This is a genomic window from Salmonella sp. SAL04196 (assembly GCF_046550835.1).
In the GTDB taxonomy this organism is placed as follows: Bacteria; Pseudomonadota; Gammaproteobacteria; order Enterobacterales; family Enterobacteriaceae; genus Salmonella; species Salmonella enterica.
This window is the reverse complement of sequence record NZ_JBGDXE010000006.1, coordinates 1-16059: the sequence shown is the minus strand read 5'-3', so window position 1 is coordinate 16059 and position 16059 is coordinate 1. Positions and strand designations below refer to the sequence as shown.

Sequence of the window (16059 nt, the reverse complement as noted above, 5' to 3'; positions counted from 1 at the left end):
ATTTACTCTCTGAGAAATTTTTCTACATAAACGTCGGGAATGTGACTTACCACATCAAATCGTCAGGAACTTTAAAATCGGCATACGGATCATCTTCGTCCTGCTCTTCCTGACTCAGCGCACTGTTTACGACAATACTGTCCGCATCTCGTTGTGCGATTTTATCGGCGACGCTCGCGGGAATAATCGCATATTCACATTCACCGCTGTTATTGATAACCAGACGCGCAATCGCGAGACGCCCATTAATCAGTTGCGTCTGAGTGAGCTTATCCACGTCTATTTTTTTGATGACGTTATTATCGGTGAAGTTAAAACCAATATCGCCTTTAGAGACATTGATTCTATTCATTTCAATAAGTTGCTTAACCTGAGCTTTAAACTCTTTCGCTAAAACCGCTTGTTTTTGCTGTTCACTGAGTTGTTTATCACGCTCAAGTTGCGCCTTTTTATTTTCTTCCACCGCCTCTCTGGCCTCACGAGCCTGAACGCGTGATTTTTTAGCCGTGCGCTGGACTTTGGCCATTTTTTTGCTGGTCACTAATCCCGCTTGTAGCAGTTGCTCTTGTAAGGTCAGTTTTGCCATTTTCGTCTCTAAACGTGTTAAATAATTTTGCGGATTATACCTGTAATTTTTCAGGCGATACCAGATAGCAGATCTGGCCTGGCGTCACTTTTAACGACCGCGCGTTGCCTGTAACACGCGCAACATCATGAGCCATATCAGTAAGACATTAAATGGATAATGGTAGCATTATTACGTTTTGACATTTCCTGATGAGGTGGAGAAGTAATGGAACTGCTTTTATTAAGTAACTCGACGCTGCCGGGTAAAGCCTGGCTGGAACACGCTCTGCCGCTGATAGCGAATCAATTGAACGGTCGACGCTCAGCCGTGTTTATTCCGTTTGCCGGCGTCACGCAAACATGGGACGAGTACACGGATAAAACCGCAGAGGTACTTGCGCCATTAGGGATAAACGTCACAGGGATTCATCGTGTCGCCGATCCGCTTACGGCGATTGAGAAAGCGGAAATCATTATTGTCGGCGGCGGAAATACCTTCCAGCTACTGAAAGAATCGCGTGAACGCGGGCTGCTGGCGCCGATGGCGGACAGGGTAAAACGCGGCGCACTGTATATCGGCTGGAGCGCGGGCGCTAACCTTGCCTGCCCGACTATCCGCACGACCAACGATATGCCGATCGTCGATCCAAACGGTTTCGACGCGCTGGATCTGTTCCCGCTGCAAATTAATCCTCACTTCACTAACGCCTTGCCGGAAGGTCATAAGGGCGAGACCCGCGAGCAGCGTATTCGCGAACTGCTGGTGGTCGCGCCGGAACTGACAGTGATTGGTTTGCCGGAAGGTAACTGGATTCAGGTGAGCAACGGCCAGGCGGTTCTCGGCGGCCCGAATACCACCTGGGTGTTTAAAGCGGGCGAAGAGGCCGTGGCGCTGGAAGCGGGTCATCGCTTTTAATCCCTGGCACATTGAATGCCGAATGGCGGGCCTACGCGCATGTTCTCCGTAGGCCCCACCATCCGGCATTTCACTTAATACTCGCCCCGTTCCTCGTCCTGATCCGGCTGTTCCAGTACGCTATAGGCGACCGAACAGAACAGTGAGTTAAGACGCTTCATATCGCCCAGCAGCCCTAAATGGAGCGAGCTGGTTTCAATGCTTTGCACGTTCTGCTGGTGCAGGCGGTCGACATGCGCATGTGAGTATCGGCGATTAAGTATACGGAAGCGATGTTTACTGCGGCGCAACCGACGGGCGCTGGTGACATCACCGGAGAAAAAGACCGACATCGCCAGTTGCAGATTACTGAGCAGTTGATCGTAAAGCGCATCCAGCTCTTTCAATCCTTCTTCTGAAAATGCCCGACGCGCCGCCAGCGACTTGTCGGCAATCTCACTGCCCATTCGCTCGATAATATCCGACGCCTGTTCGAGGTTCAGGGCCATTTCGATAATCTCCGCCCACCGGCGGGACTCCTCCGCTGCCAGCTCGTCTTTCGGCATTCGCGCCAGATAAAGCTTAATCGCGGTGTAGAGCACGTTAACGTCATCCGCCAGCTTGCGCAGCGCTTTCTCTTCACGCGGCTCGCCGTGCATGACTTTTTTTAGCCCTTCCATCATCTGTTCCATCGCATCGCCAATGCGCAGCACCTCGCGGGCAGCATTAGCCAGCGCCAGCGTTGGCGTATCCAGCGCGCTGACATCCAGATGTTTCGGCTTCAGATGGGTATCCAGTTCAGGCTCATCACGAATAATTCGTTTACAAAAACGCGCCATCAGCTCGGCAAATGGCACCATCGCCAGGCAGCGCACCAGGTTATAGAAAACGTGGAAATAGATCACCAGCTCTGATTTCGGTAGCGATAGCTCATCCATCAGATTCGCCAGCGGATGAACAAACGGCAGGATGACCAGGCTGCCGATCAATTTGAACAATAGGCTACCGAGCGCTACGCGACGCGCGGCAGCATTGGCGGCGCTGTTATTGAGCATCGCCAGCAGCCCCGATCCCAGATTGGCGCCGATGACCAGGCACAACGCCACCGGGAACGATATAATCCCCGCCGCCGTCAGGGTCGCCGTCAGCAACACCGCCGCCAGGCTGGAATAACTGATAATAGCGAACATCGCGCCAATCAGCGCATCCAGCATAATGTCGCCCGTCAGCGACGCGAAAATGACCTGCACGCCATTAGCCTGAGTGATCGGCGTCACTGCCTGCACAATCAGCTCCAGCGCCAGTAGAATCAGGCCAAGCCCGATACCGACACGACCCAGCTGCCCGGCGCGGGACTGCTTACGTCCTAAAAAGAAAATCACGCCGATAAAAATCAGCAGCGGCGACAGCCACGACAAATCAAAGGTGAGAATACGCGCCATTAGCGCAGTACCCACATCAGCGCCCAGCACAATCACCAGAGCTGGCGTCAGGGCGACAAGATCCTGGGCGACAAACGACGTTACCAATAAAGTGGTGGCGTTACTGCTTTGTACCAGCGCGGTAACACCGATACCCGCACAAAAGGCGAGCGGTTTCTTTTCCACGCTGCGGCTGAGGACAGTACGTAGACGCGCGCCAAACACGCGCATTACGCCAGTACGAACGATATGTGTTCCCCATACCAACAGCGCAACGGCAGAAAGTAGATGGAGCAAAGTTAACACGGCGTCAGGTTCTCCTTATCGTTATACGTTTTCCTGAAGCTCACTTGCGATAAATTGCCTGATGGCGCACAGCGTTAAGGCCTGCTGGCGTTGCACGCCACCGGGCTTACCATACGTAATACGGTATGCTGGATAAGGCGTTTACGCCGCCATCCGGCAAATTCAGCGTAGAGCCTTCCTTCAGTATAAGGGTTTAATTGTAAGAAAGAGACAAGGCACCCAATGAGTGCCTTGTATGTTGTAAGGAAAAGTGACGATTTTATGAATCAGTCCGCATCGTAACCCAGGTTCGGCGCCAGCCACCGCTCAACGTCCTCAACGCTCATTCCTTTACGGAAAGCATAATCAGTCACCTGATCGCGTTGGATCTGCGCTACCGCGAAGTATTTGCTCTCAGGATGGCTGAAGTACCAGCCGGAGACCGACGCGCCAGGCCACATGGCGAAAGATTCGGTGAGCTTCATCCCGGTATGTTTTTCGACATCCAGTAGCTGCCAGATAGTGCCTTTTTCGGTATGTTCCGGGCAGGCAGGATAACCCGGCGCCGGGCGAATCCCCTGGTAGTTTTCGCGGATTAATTCGTCGTTACTCAGGCTCTCGTTCGGCGCATATCCCCAGTAAACCTTACGTACACGCTCATGCAGGTACTCGGCAAACGCTTCCGCCAGACGGTCGGCAATCGCTTTCACCATGATCTTGTTATAGTCGTCGTGTTGCGCTTCGTAAGCATCAGCCAGGGCGTCTTCTTCAAGACCGCCGGTGACGGCAAACGCGCCGATGTAGTCCGCTTTTCCGGACAATTTCGGCGCGACAAAATCCGCCAGACAGTAGTTGGCAAAACCGACTTTCTCAGTCTGCTGGCGCAGGTGGTGGCTGACCGTCAGAACATGAGTACGGGTTTCGTCGCGATAGATTTCGATGTCGTCACCCACACGGTTCGCCGGGAACAAGCCCACCACGCCACGCGGATTCAACAGTTTCTCCGCGCTCAGTTTATCCAGCATGTCGTTGGCGTCTTTAAACAGGCGCTGCGCCTCAACGCCCACCACTTCATCTTCCAGAATACGCGGGTATTTGCCGGCCAGCGACCAGGTCATAAAGAACGGCGTCCAGTCGATGTAGTTGCGCAGCGTTTCGATGCTGGCTTCTACCTCCTGCACGCCCAGACGGTGGGCTACTGGCGGGGTGTAGCGTTCCCAATCGAATGCCAGATCGTTATCGCGCGCCGCTTCCAGCGTGACCGGCGGCGTGCGCGGTTTTTTGCGGGCGTGCTGAATACGCACGGTTTCGTACTCTTTGCGGGTACGGGCGACAAAGTCATCGCGCTGGGTGTCGGAGAGTAGCGCCGCCACCACGCCCACGGTACGCGAAGCATTCTGCACGTAGACCGTCGGACCGCTGTAGTTCTGCTCGATTTTTACCGCCGTATGCGCTTTCGAAGTAGTTGCGCCGCCGATCAGTAGCGGGATAGTAAAGCCCTGACGCTCCATCTCTTTCGCCACGTTGACCATTTCGTCCAGCGACGGGGTGATAAGCCCGGAAAGACCAATCAGATCGGCATTCACTTCACGCGCCGTTCTGAGGATTTTCTCCGCTGGCACCATCACGCCAAGATCGACGATTTCGTAGTTGTTGCATTGCAGCACCACGCCAACGATGTTCTTGCCAATGTCGTGCACATCGCCCTTCACGGTGGCAATCACCATCTTGCCGTTGCTGGAGCCTTTTTCTTTGCTGGCTTCAATAAACGGCTCCAGGTAGGCCACCGCTTGTTTCATCACGCGAGCGGATTTCACCACCTGCGGCAGGAACATTTTCCCTTCGCCGAACAGGTCGCCGACCACGTTCATGCCGTCCATCAGCGGCCCTTCGATCACCTCAATCGGGCGGGCGGCCTGCTGGCGGGCTTCTTCAGTATCCTGTTCGATAAATTCGGTAATGCCTTTCACCAGCGAGTATTCGAGGCGCTTTTTCACGTCCCAGCTACGCCATTCCGCCTGCTGGGCACTGGCAGCCTCGTCGGTTTTACTGCCGCGATATTTCTCCGCCAAATCCAGCAAACGTTCGGTGCCGTCTTCGCGACGGTTAAGAATGACATCTTCAACCGCATCGCGCAGCTCGGCAGGCAGGTCGTCATAAATCGCCAGTTGCCCGGCGTTGACGATGCCCATGTCCATGCCGTTGCGGATGGCGTAGTAGAGGAATACCGCGTGGATAGCCTCACGTACCGGGTCGTTGCCGCGGAACGAGAAGGACACGTTAGACACGCCGCCGGAGATCAGCGCGTGCGGCAGCTCGCGTTTGATGTCTTCGCAAGCGCCGATAAAGTCCTGCGCGTAGTTGTTGTGCTCTTCAATACCGGTCGCCACGGCGAAGATATTCGGGTCGAAGATGATGTCTTCCGGCGGGAAGCCCACCTCTTCGGTGAGAATTTTGTACGCCCGGCGGCAAATCTCGATTTTACGCTCGCGGGTATCGGCCTGCCCCTGCTCGTCAAAAGCCATCACCACCACTGCCGCGCCGTAGCGACGTAGCAACTTCGCATGATGAATAAAGGCTTCCACGCCCTCTTTCATCGAAATAGAGTTGACGATGCCTTTACCCTGAATGCACTTCAGCCCTTTTTCGATAACCTCCCATTTGGAGGAGTCGATCATGATTGGTACACGGGCAATGTCCGGCTCACCGGCAATCAGGCTGAGGAAACGCACCATCGCCGCTTCGGCGTCGAGCATCCCCTCATCCATATTGATATCAATAATCTGCGCGCCGCTTTCTACCTGCTGACGGGCAACATCCAGCGCTTCGCTGTATTTCTCTTCTTTGATCAGCCGTTTAAATTTGGCCGAACCGGTGACGTTAGTACGTTCGCCGACGTTCACAAACAGGCTGTCGTCGCCAATGTTCAGCGGCTCCAGGCCAGACAGACGGCAGGCCACCGGGATTTCCGGCAGCTGGCGCGGCGGCAAACCGACAACGGCGCGGCTCATGGCGGCGATATGCTCCGGCGTAGTGCCGCAGCAGCCGCCAACGATATTCAGGAAGCCCGCCTCCGCCCATTCGCGAATCTGTTTCGCCATGGTGTCGGCGTCGAGGTCGTACTCGCCGAAAGCGTTCGGCAGGCCGGCGTTCGGGTGCGCGGTGACGTAGCATTCGGCAATCCGCGACAGTTCCTGGACGTACTGGCGCAGTTCATCTGGCCCCAGCGCGCAGTTAAGGCCAAAAGTGAGCGCCTCGGCGTGGCGCAGCGAGTTATAAAAGGCTTCGGTAGTCTGGCCGGAGAGGGTGCGACCAGAGGCGTCGGTGATGGTGCCGGAAATCATGATCGGCAGATCAACGCCCAGCGCTTCAAACTCTTCTTTCACCGCAAACACCGCCGCTTTCGCATTCAGGGTGTCAAAGACGGTCTCAATCAGAATCAGATCTACGCCACCTTCCACCAGCGCTTTGGTGGATTCACGGTAGGCCGCCACCAGCTGATCGAAGGTGATATTACGAAACGCCGGGTCGTTGACGTCCGGCGAAATGGAGGCCGTGCGGTTAGTTGGACCAAGCACGCCCGCAACAAAGCGTGGTTTTTCTGGTGTTCGCGCCGTCCATTCATCGGCGCAGGCGCGCGCCAGTTTGGCCGCCGCATAGTTAATTTCCGCCGACAGGGATTCCATCCGGTAATCCGCCATCGCAATGGTTGTCGAGTTAAAGGTGTTGGTTTCGATGATATCCGCGCCAGCCTCAAAGTAGGCGTTGTGGATAGCGGCGATCACCTCCGGCTTGCTGAGTACCAGCAGGTCATTGTTGCCTTTCAGGTCGCAGGGCCAGTCGGCAAAGCGCTCCCCGCGGAAATCTTCTTCATGTAGACGATAGCTCTGGATCATGGTGCCCATACCGCCGTCCAGCACCAGAATACGTTCATTTAACTGCGCACGCAGTTGTTCAACTTTGCTGCTCACACTCGCTCCCGACAACGCTCCACGTAACGAGCCATACTGGCACAAAGCGTGCTGGCGGAAAAGAGAACAACGGGCAACATGAGACATGTTCAGCTTGCTGGCGCTATTGGTTCCGTTTTGCCGGATGGCGGCGCAAGCGCCCTATCCAGCCTACAAATTACTTTGGCGGCTCCCAAAGCGTAGGCCTGATAAGCGAAGCGCCATCGGGCATCCTGTGATGTCACTCATCCGATCAGTTCAGGAACTCTTGCATTATAATTGAATAAAACGAAAATGATTTCCACGATACAGAAAAAGGAGTCTGCCATGGTTGCCCCTGTTCCCGCGAAACGCGGGAGAAAACCTGCCGCTACCACTGCACCCGTAACCGGGCAGGTTCAGTCTTTAACTCGCGGTCTGAAGCTGCTGGAGTGGATTGCCGAGTCCAACGGCAGCGTCGCGCTGACCGAACTGGCGCAACAGGCGGGTTTGCCTAATTCCACTACTCACCGTCTACTCACCACCATGCAGCAGCAGGGTTTTGTCCGCCAGGTCGGTGAGCTGGGCCACTGGGCCGTAGGCGCACATGCGTTTATCGTCGGCAGCAGCTTCTTACAGAGCCGTAATCTGCTGGCGATTGTCCATCCGATTTTGCGCAAACTGATGGAGGACTCCGGCGAAACGGTAAACCTTGCCGTACTCGACCAGAGCGACCATCAGGCCATTATTATCGACCAGGTGCAGTGTACGCAGCTGATGCGTATGTCCGCGCCTATTGGCGGCAAGCTGCCCATGCACGCCTCTGGCGCGGGCAAGGCGTTTTTATCACAGCTCAGTGAGGAACAGGTTACCAGTCTGCTGCACCGCAAGGGGTTGCACGCTTATACCCATGCGACGCTGGTGTCGCCGCTGCATCTGAAAGACGATTTGGCCCAGACGCGCAAGCGCGGCTATTCGTTTGACGATGAAGAACATGCGCTCGGTCTGCGCTGCGTGGCCTCGTGTATTTATGACGAACACCGCGAACCGTTTGCGGCCCTCTCTATTTCCGGCCCCTGCTCACGCATTACTGACGATCGCGTCACCGAACTTGGCGCCATGGTGATTAAAGCGGCGAAAGAGGTGACGCTGGCCTATGGTGGAACTCGCTGAAATGAGCAGCCTGAAATTATACTGGCAGGAGAAGTACCCACAGGCCTTCTGTTGGTCTTTCGGTGATTCGCCGACGCTGGCCGACGAGCTGGCGGCGCTAGTGGTCGCCGGTAAAAAGCGTGGCACCTGTAGCTCGCTGGTTAGCTATCAGAAAGAGCAGCCCCCTGTCACGCCCGGGTCATATCACATTGTGCTCAACGGCACAGGCGACGCCGTGTGCGTCATACGCACGCTGGCGCTCAGGCTGATCCGTTTTAACGAGATGAGCGCCGATCTCGCCGCACTGGAAGGCGAAGGCGATCTTAGCCTGGCGTACTGGCAAGCGGCACACCGGGCCTTTTTTGAGCGCGAGGGTAATTGGTCGCCGGAGATGGAACTGGTTTACGAAGAGTTCGCCGTACTTGAGATCGCGCCGTAACGCACGCTAAAGCGCTGGCGACGACGATAGGCATACACATCTTCTACATGCCCTTCTTTAATACGCGTCTGTAGCGCGCGCCAGTAATCGGCGCGAAACAGGTCGGCATGCATCTCTTCAAACAATGGCCCGATACGCGGATCGGCACACAGCCAGTGGCGAAACTCCTCCGGGAAAACATCACCTGGCGAGACGCTATACCAGGGTTCGCTGGCCAGTTCGTCTTCCGGATAACGCGCTGGCGGAATATCGCGGAAATTCACTTCCGTCATGTAGCAAATTTCATCGTAGTCATAGAACACCACGCGACCATGACGGGTAACGCCAAAGTTTTTAAACAACATATCGCCGGGGAAAATATTAGCGGCGGCAAGCTGGCGAATCGCATTACCATATTCTTCTATCGCATCGCGCAACTGCTGGCCTTCTACCTGTTCCAGCCAGATATTGAGCGGCACCATGCGCCGTTCAATATAGAGATGGCGAATGACGATATGTTCCCCAAGATCGGTAATCTTCTCTGGCGCTTCTTGCCGTAACAGCGCCATCAGCGCCGGATCAATTTGCCGTTTATCCAGTACGAAATTCTCAAACTCCTGGGTATCCGCCATACGACCGACGCGATCATGCTCTTTTACCAGTTGATAACAGGCACGCACATGGGCGGCAGACATCTCTTTCTGCGGGGCGAATTTGTCTTTAATGATTTTAAATACCCGGTCGAAACCTGGCAGGGTAAACACCAGCATCACCATGCCGCGGATACCAGGCGCCTCAATGAATTTCTCATCGCTTTCAGCCAGATAACACAAATATTCGCGGTAGCTTTCGGTTTTCGCATGTTTCTGGCAGCCAATCGCCATATACAGTTCGGCAGTGGTTTTACCCGGCAGGATTTCACGCAACCACTCAACCAGCGCGGCAGGCAGCGGCGCATACACCATAAAATAAGAGCGGGCAAAACCAAACACAATGCTCGCTTCTGCCGTGGTGGTCAGGCAGGTATCGACAAATAGTTCACCCTCATCAGTGCGATGAATCGGCAATAAAAACGGCAGCGTACCGTCAGGTGTGGTTAATTTACCTACCAGCCAGGCCGCTTTATTACGGTAAAACAACTCATTCGCCACCTGGACATGGCAGCGAGGTAGCGCGTCCTCGCCCAGTGTTTCAGTCAGGTGCGCGATAATATAGCGGATATCCCGGCTTTTATTCTGCCAGGGCAGACGCAGCGGTAAGTCACTGAGTATGCGCATCAACAGCGGCTCCCAACCGTGATCGGGAAAGAAGTCTTTGGCCAGCGGGCGCGGGATAGTACGAAAGCGGCGCTCCGGTTGCGAACTGAAAATAAACAACCGCTCGGGTGTTAACGAGCGGTGGTCAAATAACCGGCAATAAACGGAGTTGAAAAAGCTCTCCGCAATCTCGAAGCGCGGGTAATCCGGCAACAGCCGGGTGTAATGCTCTTTAACGCGTAAAAGGAAATCCACGTCGGTACTTTTGCCATCGGTAATACAGCGCAGTTGCTCCACCACCAAGCCCACATGATGATCATAGAGGTGGATACGGCTTTTCATCGCCTGTTGGACGGCGTGCCAGTCGGCCTGTTCAAAACGCTGCTGCGCGCCGGAAGTCACTTCCAGAAATCGACCATACTGCGCGTCAAAGCCTTGCAGGATGGTTTGAGCAATCAGTAATTCCAGGCCACGCGGCATTTTTTTCCCTCATTCGGCACCACGTCATGCCGGATGGCGCGTTCGCTTATCCGGCCTACGCTATCTGTAGGCCCGGTAAGCGCAGCGCCACCGGGCATCAATCAAAACTGCGATTCTTCGGTGGAACCCGTTAATGCGGTAACGGATGACGCGCCGCCCTGAATAATGGTGGTGACTTTGTCGAAGTAACCAGTACCCACTTCCTGCTGGTGGGAAACAAAGGTGTAGCCATCTTTCGCCGCGGCGAACTCGGGTTGTTGAACCTTCTCAACATAGTGTTTCATGCCCTCGCCCTGAGCGTATGCATGTGCCAGGTCGAACATGTTGAACCACATGCTGTGGATGCCCGCCAGGGTAATAAACTGGTATTTGTAACCCATGTCCGACAACTGCTGCTGGAAGCTGGCAATGGTCTTGTCGTCCAGATTCTTCTGCCAGTTGAAGGATGGTGAACAGTTATAGGCCAGCAGTTTGCCCGGATACTTCGCGTGGATAGCATCGGCAAAACGACGCGCCAGTTCGAGATCCGGCGTAGAGGTTTCGCACCATACCAGATCGGCATACGGGGCATACGCCAGACCGCGGCTGATCGCCTGCTCAATGCCCGCATGGGTGCGGTAGAAACCTTCGCTGGTGCGTTCGCCGGTAATGAAACCGCTGTCATAGGGATCGCAGTCGGAGGTAATCAGATCTGCCGCATCCGCATCGGTACGCGCAATCACCAGCGTCGGGACGCCCATCACATCAGCGGCCAGACGCGCAGCAATCAGTTTCTGAATCGCCTCCTGCGTGGGGACCAGCACCTTGCCGCCCATATGGCCGCATTTCTTCACCGACGCCAGCTGATCTTCGAAGTGAACGGCCGCTGCACCGGCTTCAATCATCGATTTCATCAGTTCGAAGGCATTCAGAACGCCGCCAAAACCGGCTTCCGCATCAGCAACGATCGGCAGGAAGTAATCCACATAGCGCGGATCGTTGGGTTCAATACCGGATGCCCACTGGATCTGATCTGCACGACGGAAAGTGTTGTTGATCCGATCCACTACCGCCGGAACAGAGTTTGCCGGGTACAACGATTGATCCGGATACATGCTGGATGCAAGGTTGGCATCTGCCGCCACCTGCCAGCCTGAAAGATAAATCGCCTCAATACCGGCTTTCGCCTGCTGCAACGCCTGACCGCCAGTCAGCGCGCCAAGGCTGTTGATATAGCCTTTTTTCGCTTCACCGTGCAACAGCCGCCACATTTTCGCGGCGCCGAGCTGCGCCAGCGTGCATTCCGGGTTAACCGAGCCGCGTAATTTCACCACCTCCTCCGCGCTGTACGGGCGGGTGATGCCTTCCCAGCGCGGTTGTGTCCACTCTTTCTGTAATTCTTCGATTTGTTGAGTACGGGTTTTCATGTGCAGATGCTCCATATTGTTATGTGGTGAATTAAGCCAGTAAGCGATAGCCCGGCAGGGTGAGGAAGTCGATTAAGTCATCTGAGGTGGTGATTTGCTCCATCAGACGTGCGGCATCGTCGAAGCGCCCGCTGCTGTAGCGGTGCTCGCCCAGTTCGTCCTGGATTACCCGCATCTCTTCCGCCAACATTTCGCGGAAAAGCGTTTTCGTTACGGGTTTTCCATTGCTCAGTGTTTTCTCATGGTGAATCCACTGCCAGATAGAGGTTCGTGAGATTTCCGCCGTCGCGGCATCCTCCATCAGACCGTAAATCGGTACACAGCCATTGCCGGAGATCCACGCTTCAATGTACTGCACTGCCACGCGAATATTGGCGCGCATTCCCGCTTCTGTGCGTTCGCCTTCACATGGCTCCAGTAACTGTTCAGCGGTAATCGGCGCATCTTCATCACGGGTAATGAACAGCTGATTTTTGTGCTCGCCCAGTACCTCGTTAAAGACGGCCATTGCGGTATCCGCCAACCCGGGATGCGCAATCCACGTGCCGTCGTGGCCGTTGTTCGCTTCCAGCGCTTTATCCGCTTTCACTTTGGCAAGGACCTGATTGTTGCGTTCAACGTCTTTGCTCGGGATAAACGCCGCCATACCGCCCATCGCGAACGCGCCGCGCTTGTGACAGGTTTTGATTAGCAGGCGCGAGTAGGCGCTCAGAAACGGTTTGTCCATCGTTACCACCTGCCTGTCCGGCAAGACGCGATCCGGGTAATTTTTCAACGTTTTGATATAGCTGAAAATATAATCCCAGCGACCACAGTTGAGACCGACGATATGATCACGCAGCGCATGAAGAATCTCATCCATCTGGAAAACAGCAGGCAGCGTTTCAATCAACAGGGTCGCTTTGATCGTACCGCGCGGTAGATTGAAGCGGTCTTCGGCGTAGCTGAAAACTTCACTCCACCAGGCTGCTTCCTGCCAGGCTTGCGTTTTCGGCAGGTAAAAATACGGGCCGCTACCTTTAGCGAGCAGCGCTTTATAGTTGTGGAAAAAGTACAGAGCAAAATCAAACAGGCTGCCGGGAATGGCTTCCCCCCGCCAGGTAACATGTTTTTCTGGCAGATGTAGACCACGTACACGACAAATCAATACGGCCGGATCGGGCTTGAGCTGATAGATTTTTCCGGCTTCGTTGGTATAGCTAATGGTGCCGTTCACCGCATCACGCAGGTTGATTTGACCATCCATAACTTTATTCCAGTCCGGCGCCAGCGAGTCTTCAAAATCCGCCATAAACACTTTCACGTTTGCGTTCAGGGCATTAATCACCATTTTACGTTCAACCGGCCCGGTAATTTCTACTCGGCGATCCTGTAAATTCGCCGGAATACCACGAATCTGCCAATTACTTTCTCTAATGGAAGTGGTTTCCGAAATAAAATCAGGCAACTTACCGTTATCAATATCCTGCTGTTGCTGGATACGTGCAGCCAGGAGTTTATTGCGTTTTGGCGTAAAACGGGTAACTAACTCCGTCAAAAACTCGACTGCCTCAGCGGTCAGGACTTGCTTTTCCAGCTCGCCTTGCGGCCTGGTAAAGGTTAATTCATCAGTTGTGGTTGCCTGTGGATTCATCATGCAGCTCCTCGTTGTTGATCCAGATACATCCCCAATGCGAACGAAGGATCACTGTGCGCTTTTCGTTCAACACAACTAAGACTACTCAATTAAATTTCAAAATCAAAAACAATTTCCATTTTTAATTTAATTATACATTAACCTATTGATAACAATATAAATTAAATTTAATTACATGATGAGGTGCGTTTCGGAAATAAAAAAGGCACCCGAAGGTGCCTGATTCAACATGCTGAAACGCTTTAGGATCGTCAGGAGCAGAAGATTAATCCAGGGTTGGATTCATGTGACGCAGATCATATGGCGTAATCTGGTAGACATAATAGTTGAGCCAGTTAGTAAACAGTAAATTACCGTGGCTGCGCCAGGTTGCGCGCGGTATGTTTTGCGGATCGTTTTTTGGGAAATAGTTGTACGGAACCTCCGGATTTAACCCGGCCTCAACGTCACGAAAATATTCACCCGCTAACGTATGGGCGTCATATTCAGGATGACCGGTGACAAACGCAATACGTTTATCTTTGCTGGCAAACAGGTACGCATCCCCCTCTTCTGTTTCGGCCAGAATTTCAAGATCCGTATAATCCCGTATTAGCGCCGCCGGGAAATCGGCATAGCGTGAGTGTGGCGCAAGAAACGAATCATCAAAACCACGCGTCAACAGAGCATGAGGATGAAGGATGTGATGTTCATAGACGCCGGAAAGTTTATCTGTACGGGTCTGCTTAGGGATACCATAAAGAATATTGAGTGCGGCCTGAACGGCCCAACAGACAAATAGCGTCGAAGTAACGTGATCTTTCGCCCATTCCAGCACCTGCCTAATCTGCGGCCAGTAAGCCACGTCATTAAACTCCACCAGACCCAGCGGCGCTCCGGTCACGATAAGCCCATCAAAGTTCTGATCGCAGATATCGTCGAAGTTACAGTAAAAGTTGTTCAGATGCTCGGCTGGCGTGTTCCTCGACTCGCGGGCATCTATCCGCAGTAGTTGAATATCGACCTGTAATGGCGAGTTCGATAGCAAGCGCAGAAACTGATTTTCCGTTTCAATCTTCTTCGGCATCAGGTTAAGGATAAGTACCTTTAGCGGGCGAATTTCCTGACCTGATGCGCGAGAAGTCGTCATGACGAAGACATTCTCCTCACGTAAAAAATTGACGGCGGGTAGCTCGTCCAGCACGCGAATCGGCATAACCTGATAACCTCACGACATACGTTTAAACGTTTAGACATCCAGATAGCTGAAGATACTCAGAAATCAGGCGAATGTCGAGTCTGCAAGTTCAAGGTGAGAAAGTTTCACGACAGCATTTGCATTAGAATAGAAGTAAGCAAAAAAGGAGTGAAGATGATGATTAACATTCGCCGTTCAAGGCATGAGGAAGGGGAAAAACTGATTGCGATCTGGCGTCGCTCAGTCGATGCCACGCACGATTTTCTGTCAAACGCTTATCGGGCCGAACTGGAAGAGCTGGTGAGCGATTTTCTGCCAGAAGCGCCACTATGGGTTGCCGTGACCGATCAGGATGAGCCGGTAGGATTTATGCTGCTTACCGGCGAACATATGGATGCGCTGTTTGTCGATCCGGACGTGCGTGGTCAGGGTATCGGTAAGAGATTAGTTGAACATGCGTTAACACTGGCGCCGGGGTTGACAACCAATGTTAACGAGCAAAATACACAAGCTGTTGGATTTTATAAGAAAATGGGATTTAAGGTGACGGGACGTTCGGAGGTTGACGATCTTGGGAAACCGTATCCATTGTTGAATTTAATTTATCCGTGAGTAGTGGTGCTGCCTGATAAGTGCATACAGGCCGGATAAGGCGAAACTGGCATCCGGCGGTGCCGGTTGCCTGATGGCGCTGCGCTTATCAGGCCTACATTTTTACAGTTACCACACACGCAAAGAAGCCCGTCCAGACGGACGGGCTTCTTCACTTGTCTGATGCCTGGCAGTTTATGGCGGGCGTCCTGCCCGCCACCCTCCGGGCCGTTGCTGCGCAACGTTCAAATCCGCTCCCGGCGGATTTGTCCTCCTCAGGAGAGTGCTCACCGACAGACTACAGATAAAACAAAAGGCCCTGTCTTCCGACAGGGCCCTTCGCTTAATTTGATGCCTGGCAGTTCCCTACTCTCGCATGGGGAGACCCCACACTACCATCGGCGCTACGGCGTTTCACTTCTGAGTTCGGCATGGGGTCAGGTGGGACCACCGCGCTAGTGCCGCCAGGCAAATTCTTTGTGCTCTGTCCTGTGTCTTTTACGCTGATACGGCGTTGGCTGCTCTTGCGAACGTCAGTCACATACTTCTGTATGCTCCTTCCGTCGCCGCGTTTGCCGCCTTGTCTCAGCGAAAAATCCTTCGGACTCTGAATCTGAGCTGAAAATCTGTCTTCTCAACCGCCAAAACATCTTCGGCGTTGTAAGGTTAAGCCTCACGGTTCATTAGTACCGGTTAGCTCAACGCATCGCTGCGCTTACACACCCGGCCTATCAACGTCGTCGTCTTCAACGTTCCTTCAGGAGACCTAAAGTCTCAGGGAGAACTCATCTCGGGGCAAGTTTCGTGCTTAGATGCTTTCAGCACTTATCTCTTCCGCATTTAGCT

At 53.7% G+C, this 16059-nt stretch carries 12 protein-coding genes and 2 rRNA genes; 4 read left to right on the top strand and 10 right to left on the bottom strand.

Annotated features, from left to right (window positions below; genetic code table 11):
• Positions 1-46: 46 nt before the first annotated feature.
• Complete coding sequence (locus ACLJPE_RS18645) at positions 47-586, bottom strand: DUF2058 domain-containing protein (protein ID WP_001096724.1); 540 nt, start codon at positions 584-586, stop codon at positions 47-49.
• Positions 587-620: 34 nt separating this feature from the next.
• Positions 621-722 (bottom strand): hypothetical protein, encoded by a 102-nt coding sequence (locus ACLJPE_RS18640; protein ID WP_001576533.1) that lies wholly within the window; start codon positions 720-722, stop codon positions 621-623.
• Positions 723-793: 71 nt separating this feature from the next.
• Here ACLJPE_RS18640 and pepE point away from each other — a divergent pair, with 71 nt between their 5' ends.
• Positions 794-1483: a dipeptidase PepE gene (gene pepE, locus ACLJPE_RS18635; protein ID WP_000421789.1), complete on the top strand. Its 690-nt coding sequence runs from the start codon at positions 794-796 to the stop codon at positions 1481-1483.
• A 74-nt stretch (positions 1484-1557) separates the two neighbouring features.
• Here pepE and ACLJPE_RS18630 read toward each other — a convergent pair whose 3' ends face one another.
• Both ACLJPE_RS18630 and metH read right to left on the bottom strand, forming a co-directional pair.
• Complete coding sequence (locus ACLJPE_RS18630) at positions 1558-3189, bottom strand: Na/Pi cotransporter family protein (protein WP_000956811.1); 1632 nt, start codon at positions 3187-3189, stop codon at positions 1558-1560.
• A 266-nt stretch (positions 3190-3455) separates the two neighbouring features.
• The gene (metH, locus tag ACLJPE_RS18625) at positions 3456-7139 is read right to left on the bottom strand and encodes a methionine synthase (protein ID WP_039514788.1); all 3684 of its coding nucleotides are present in this window, start codon (positions 7137-7139) and stop codon (positions 3456-3458) included.
• Positions 7140-7445: 306 nt separating this feature from the next.
• Here metH and iclR point away from each other — a divergent pair, with 306 nt between their 5' ends.
• Together iclR and ACLJPE_RS18615 are read left to right on the top strand one after the other, a co-directional pair.
• Complete coding sequence (gene iclR, locus ACLJPE_RS18620) at positions 7446-8270, top strand: glyoxylate bypass operon transcriptional repressor IclR (RefSeq protein WP_000226434.1); 825 nt, start codon at positions 7446-7448, stop codon at positions 8268-8270.
• Between the two features lie 10 nt (positions 8271-8280).
• On the top strand, positions 8281-8688 hold the full coding sequence (locus tag ACLJPE_RS18615) for an ASCH domain-containing protein (protein WP_077905741.1): 408 nt from the start codon (positions 8281-8283) through the stop codon (positions 8686-8688).
• On the opposite strand, the gene aceK is transcribed toward ACLJPE_RS18615, so the two are convergent.
• From aceK to metA, 4 genes are all read right to left on the bottom strand, one after another.
• Positions 8652-10403, bottom strand: coding sequence for a bifunctional isocitrate dehydrogenase kinase/phosphatase (aceK, locus tag ACLJPE_RS18610; RefSeq protein ID WP_039514793.1), 1752 nt, complete (start codon positions 10401-10403; stop codon positions 8652-8654). The two genes, ACLJPE_RS18615 and aceK, sit on opposite strands and share 37 nt — an antisense overlap.
• A gap of 101 nt (positions 10404-10504) precedes the next feature.
• The gene (gene aceA, locus ACLJPE_RS18605; protein WP_000857878.1) at positions 10505-11809 is read right to left on the bottom strand and encodes an isocitrate lyase; all 1305 of its coding nucleotides are present in this window, start codon (positions 11807-11809) and stop codon (positions 10505-10507) included.
• Between the two features lie 31 nt (positions 11810-11840).
• Positions 11841-13442, bottom strand: coding sequence for a malate synthase A (aceB, locus tag ACLJPE_RS18600; protein ID WP_039514797.1), 1602 nt, complete (start codon positions 13440-13442; stop codon positions 11841-11843).
• 268 nt (positions 13443-13710) lie between these two features.
• Entirely contained in the window at positions 13711-14640 is a 930-nt protein-coding gene (gene metA, locus ACLJPE_RS18595; protein WP_001122767.1) for a homoserine O-succinyltransferase MetA, read from the bottom strand.
• A 156-nt stretch (positions 14641-14796) separates the two neighbouring features.
• Between metA and ACLJPE_RS18590 the strand changes: the two genes are divergently transcribed.
• On the top strand, positions 14797-15234 hold the full coding sequence (locus tag ACLJPE_RS18590; protein ID WP_000973248.1) for an acetyltransferase: 438 nt from the start codon (positions 14797-14799) through the stop codon (positions 15232-15234).
• A 332-nt stretch (positions 15235-15566) separates the two neighbouring features.
• Here ACLJPE_RS18590 and rrf read toward each other — a convergent pair.
• Positions 15567-15682, bottom strand: a 5S ribosomal RNA gene (rrf, locus tag ACLJPE_RS18585).
• Positions 15683-15875: 193 nt separating this feature from the next.
• Positions 15876-16059: ribosomal RNA gene (locus ACLJPE_RS18580) — 23S ribosomal RNA — on the bottom strand; the annotation flags it as partial.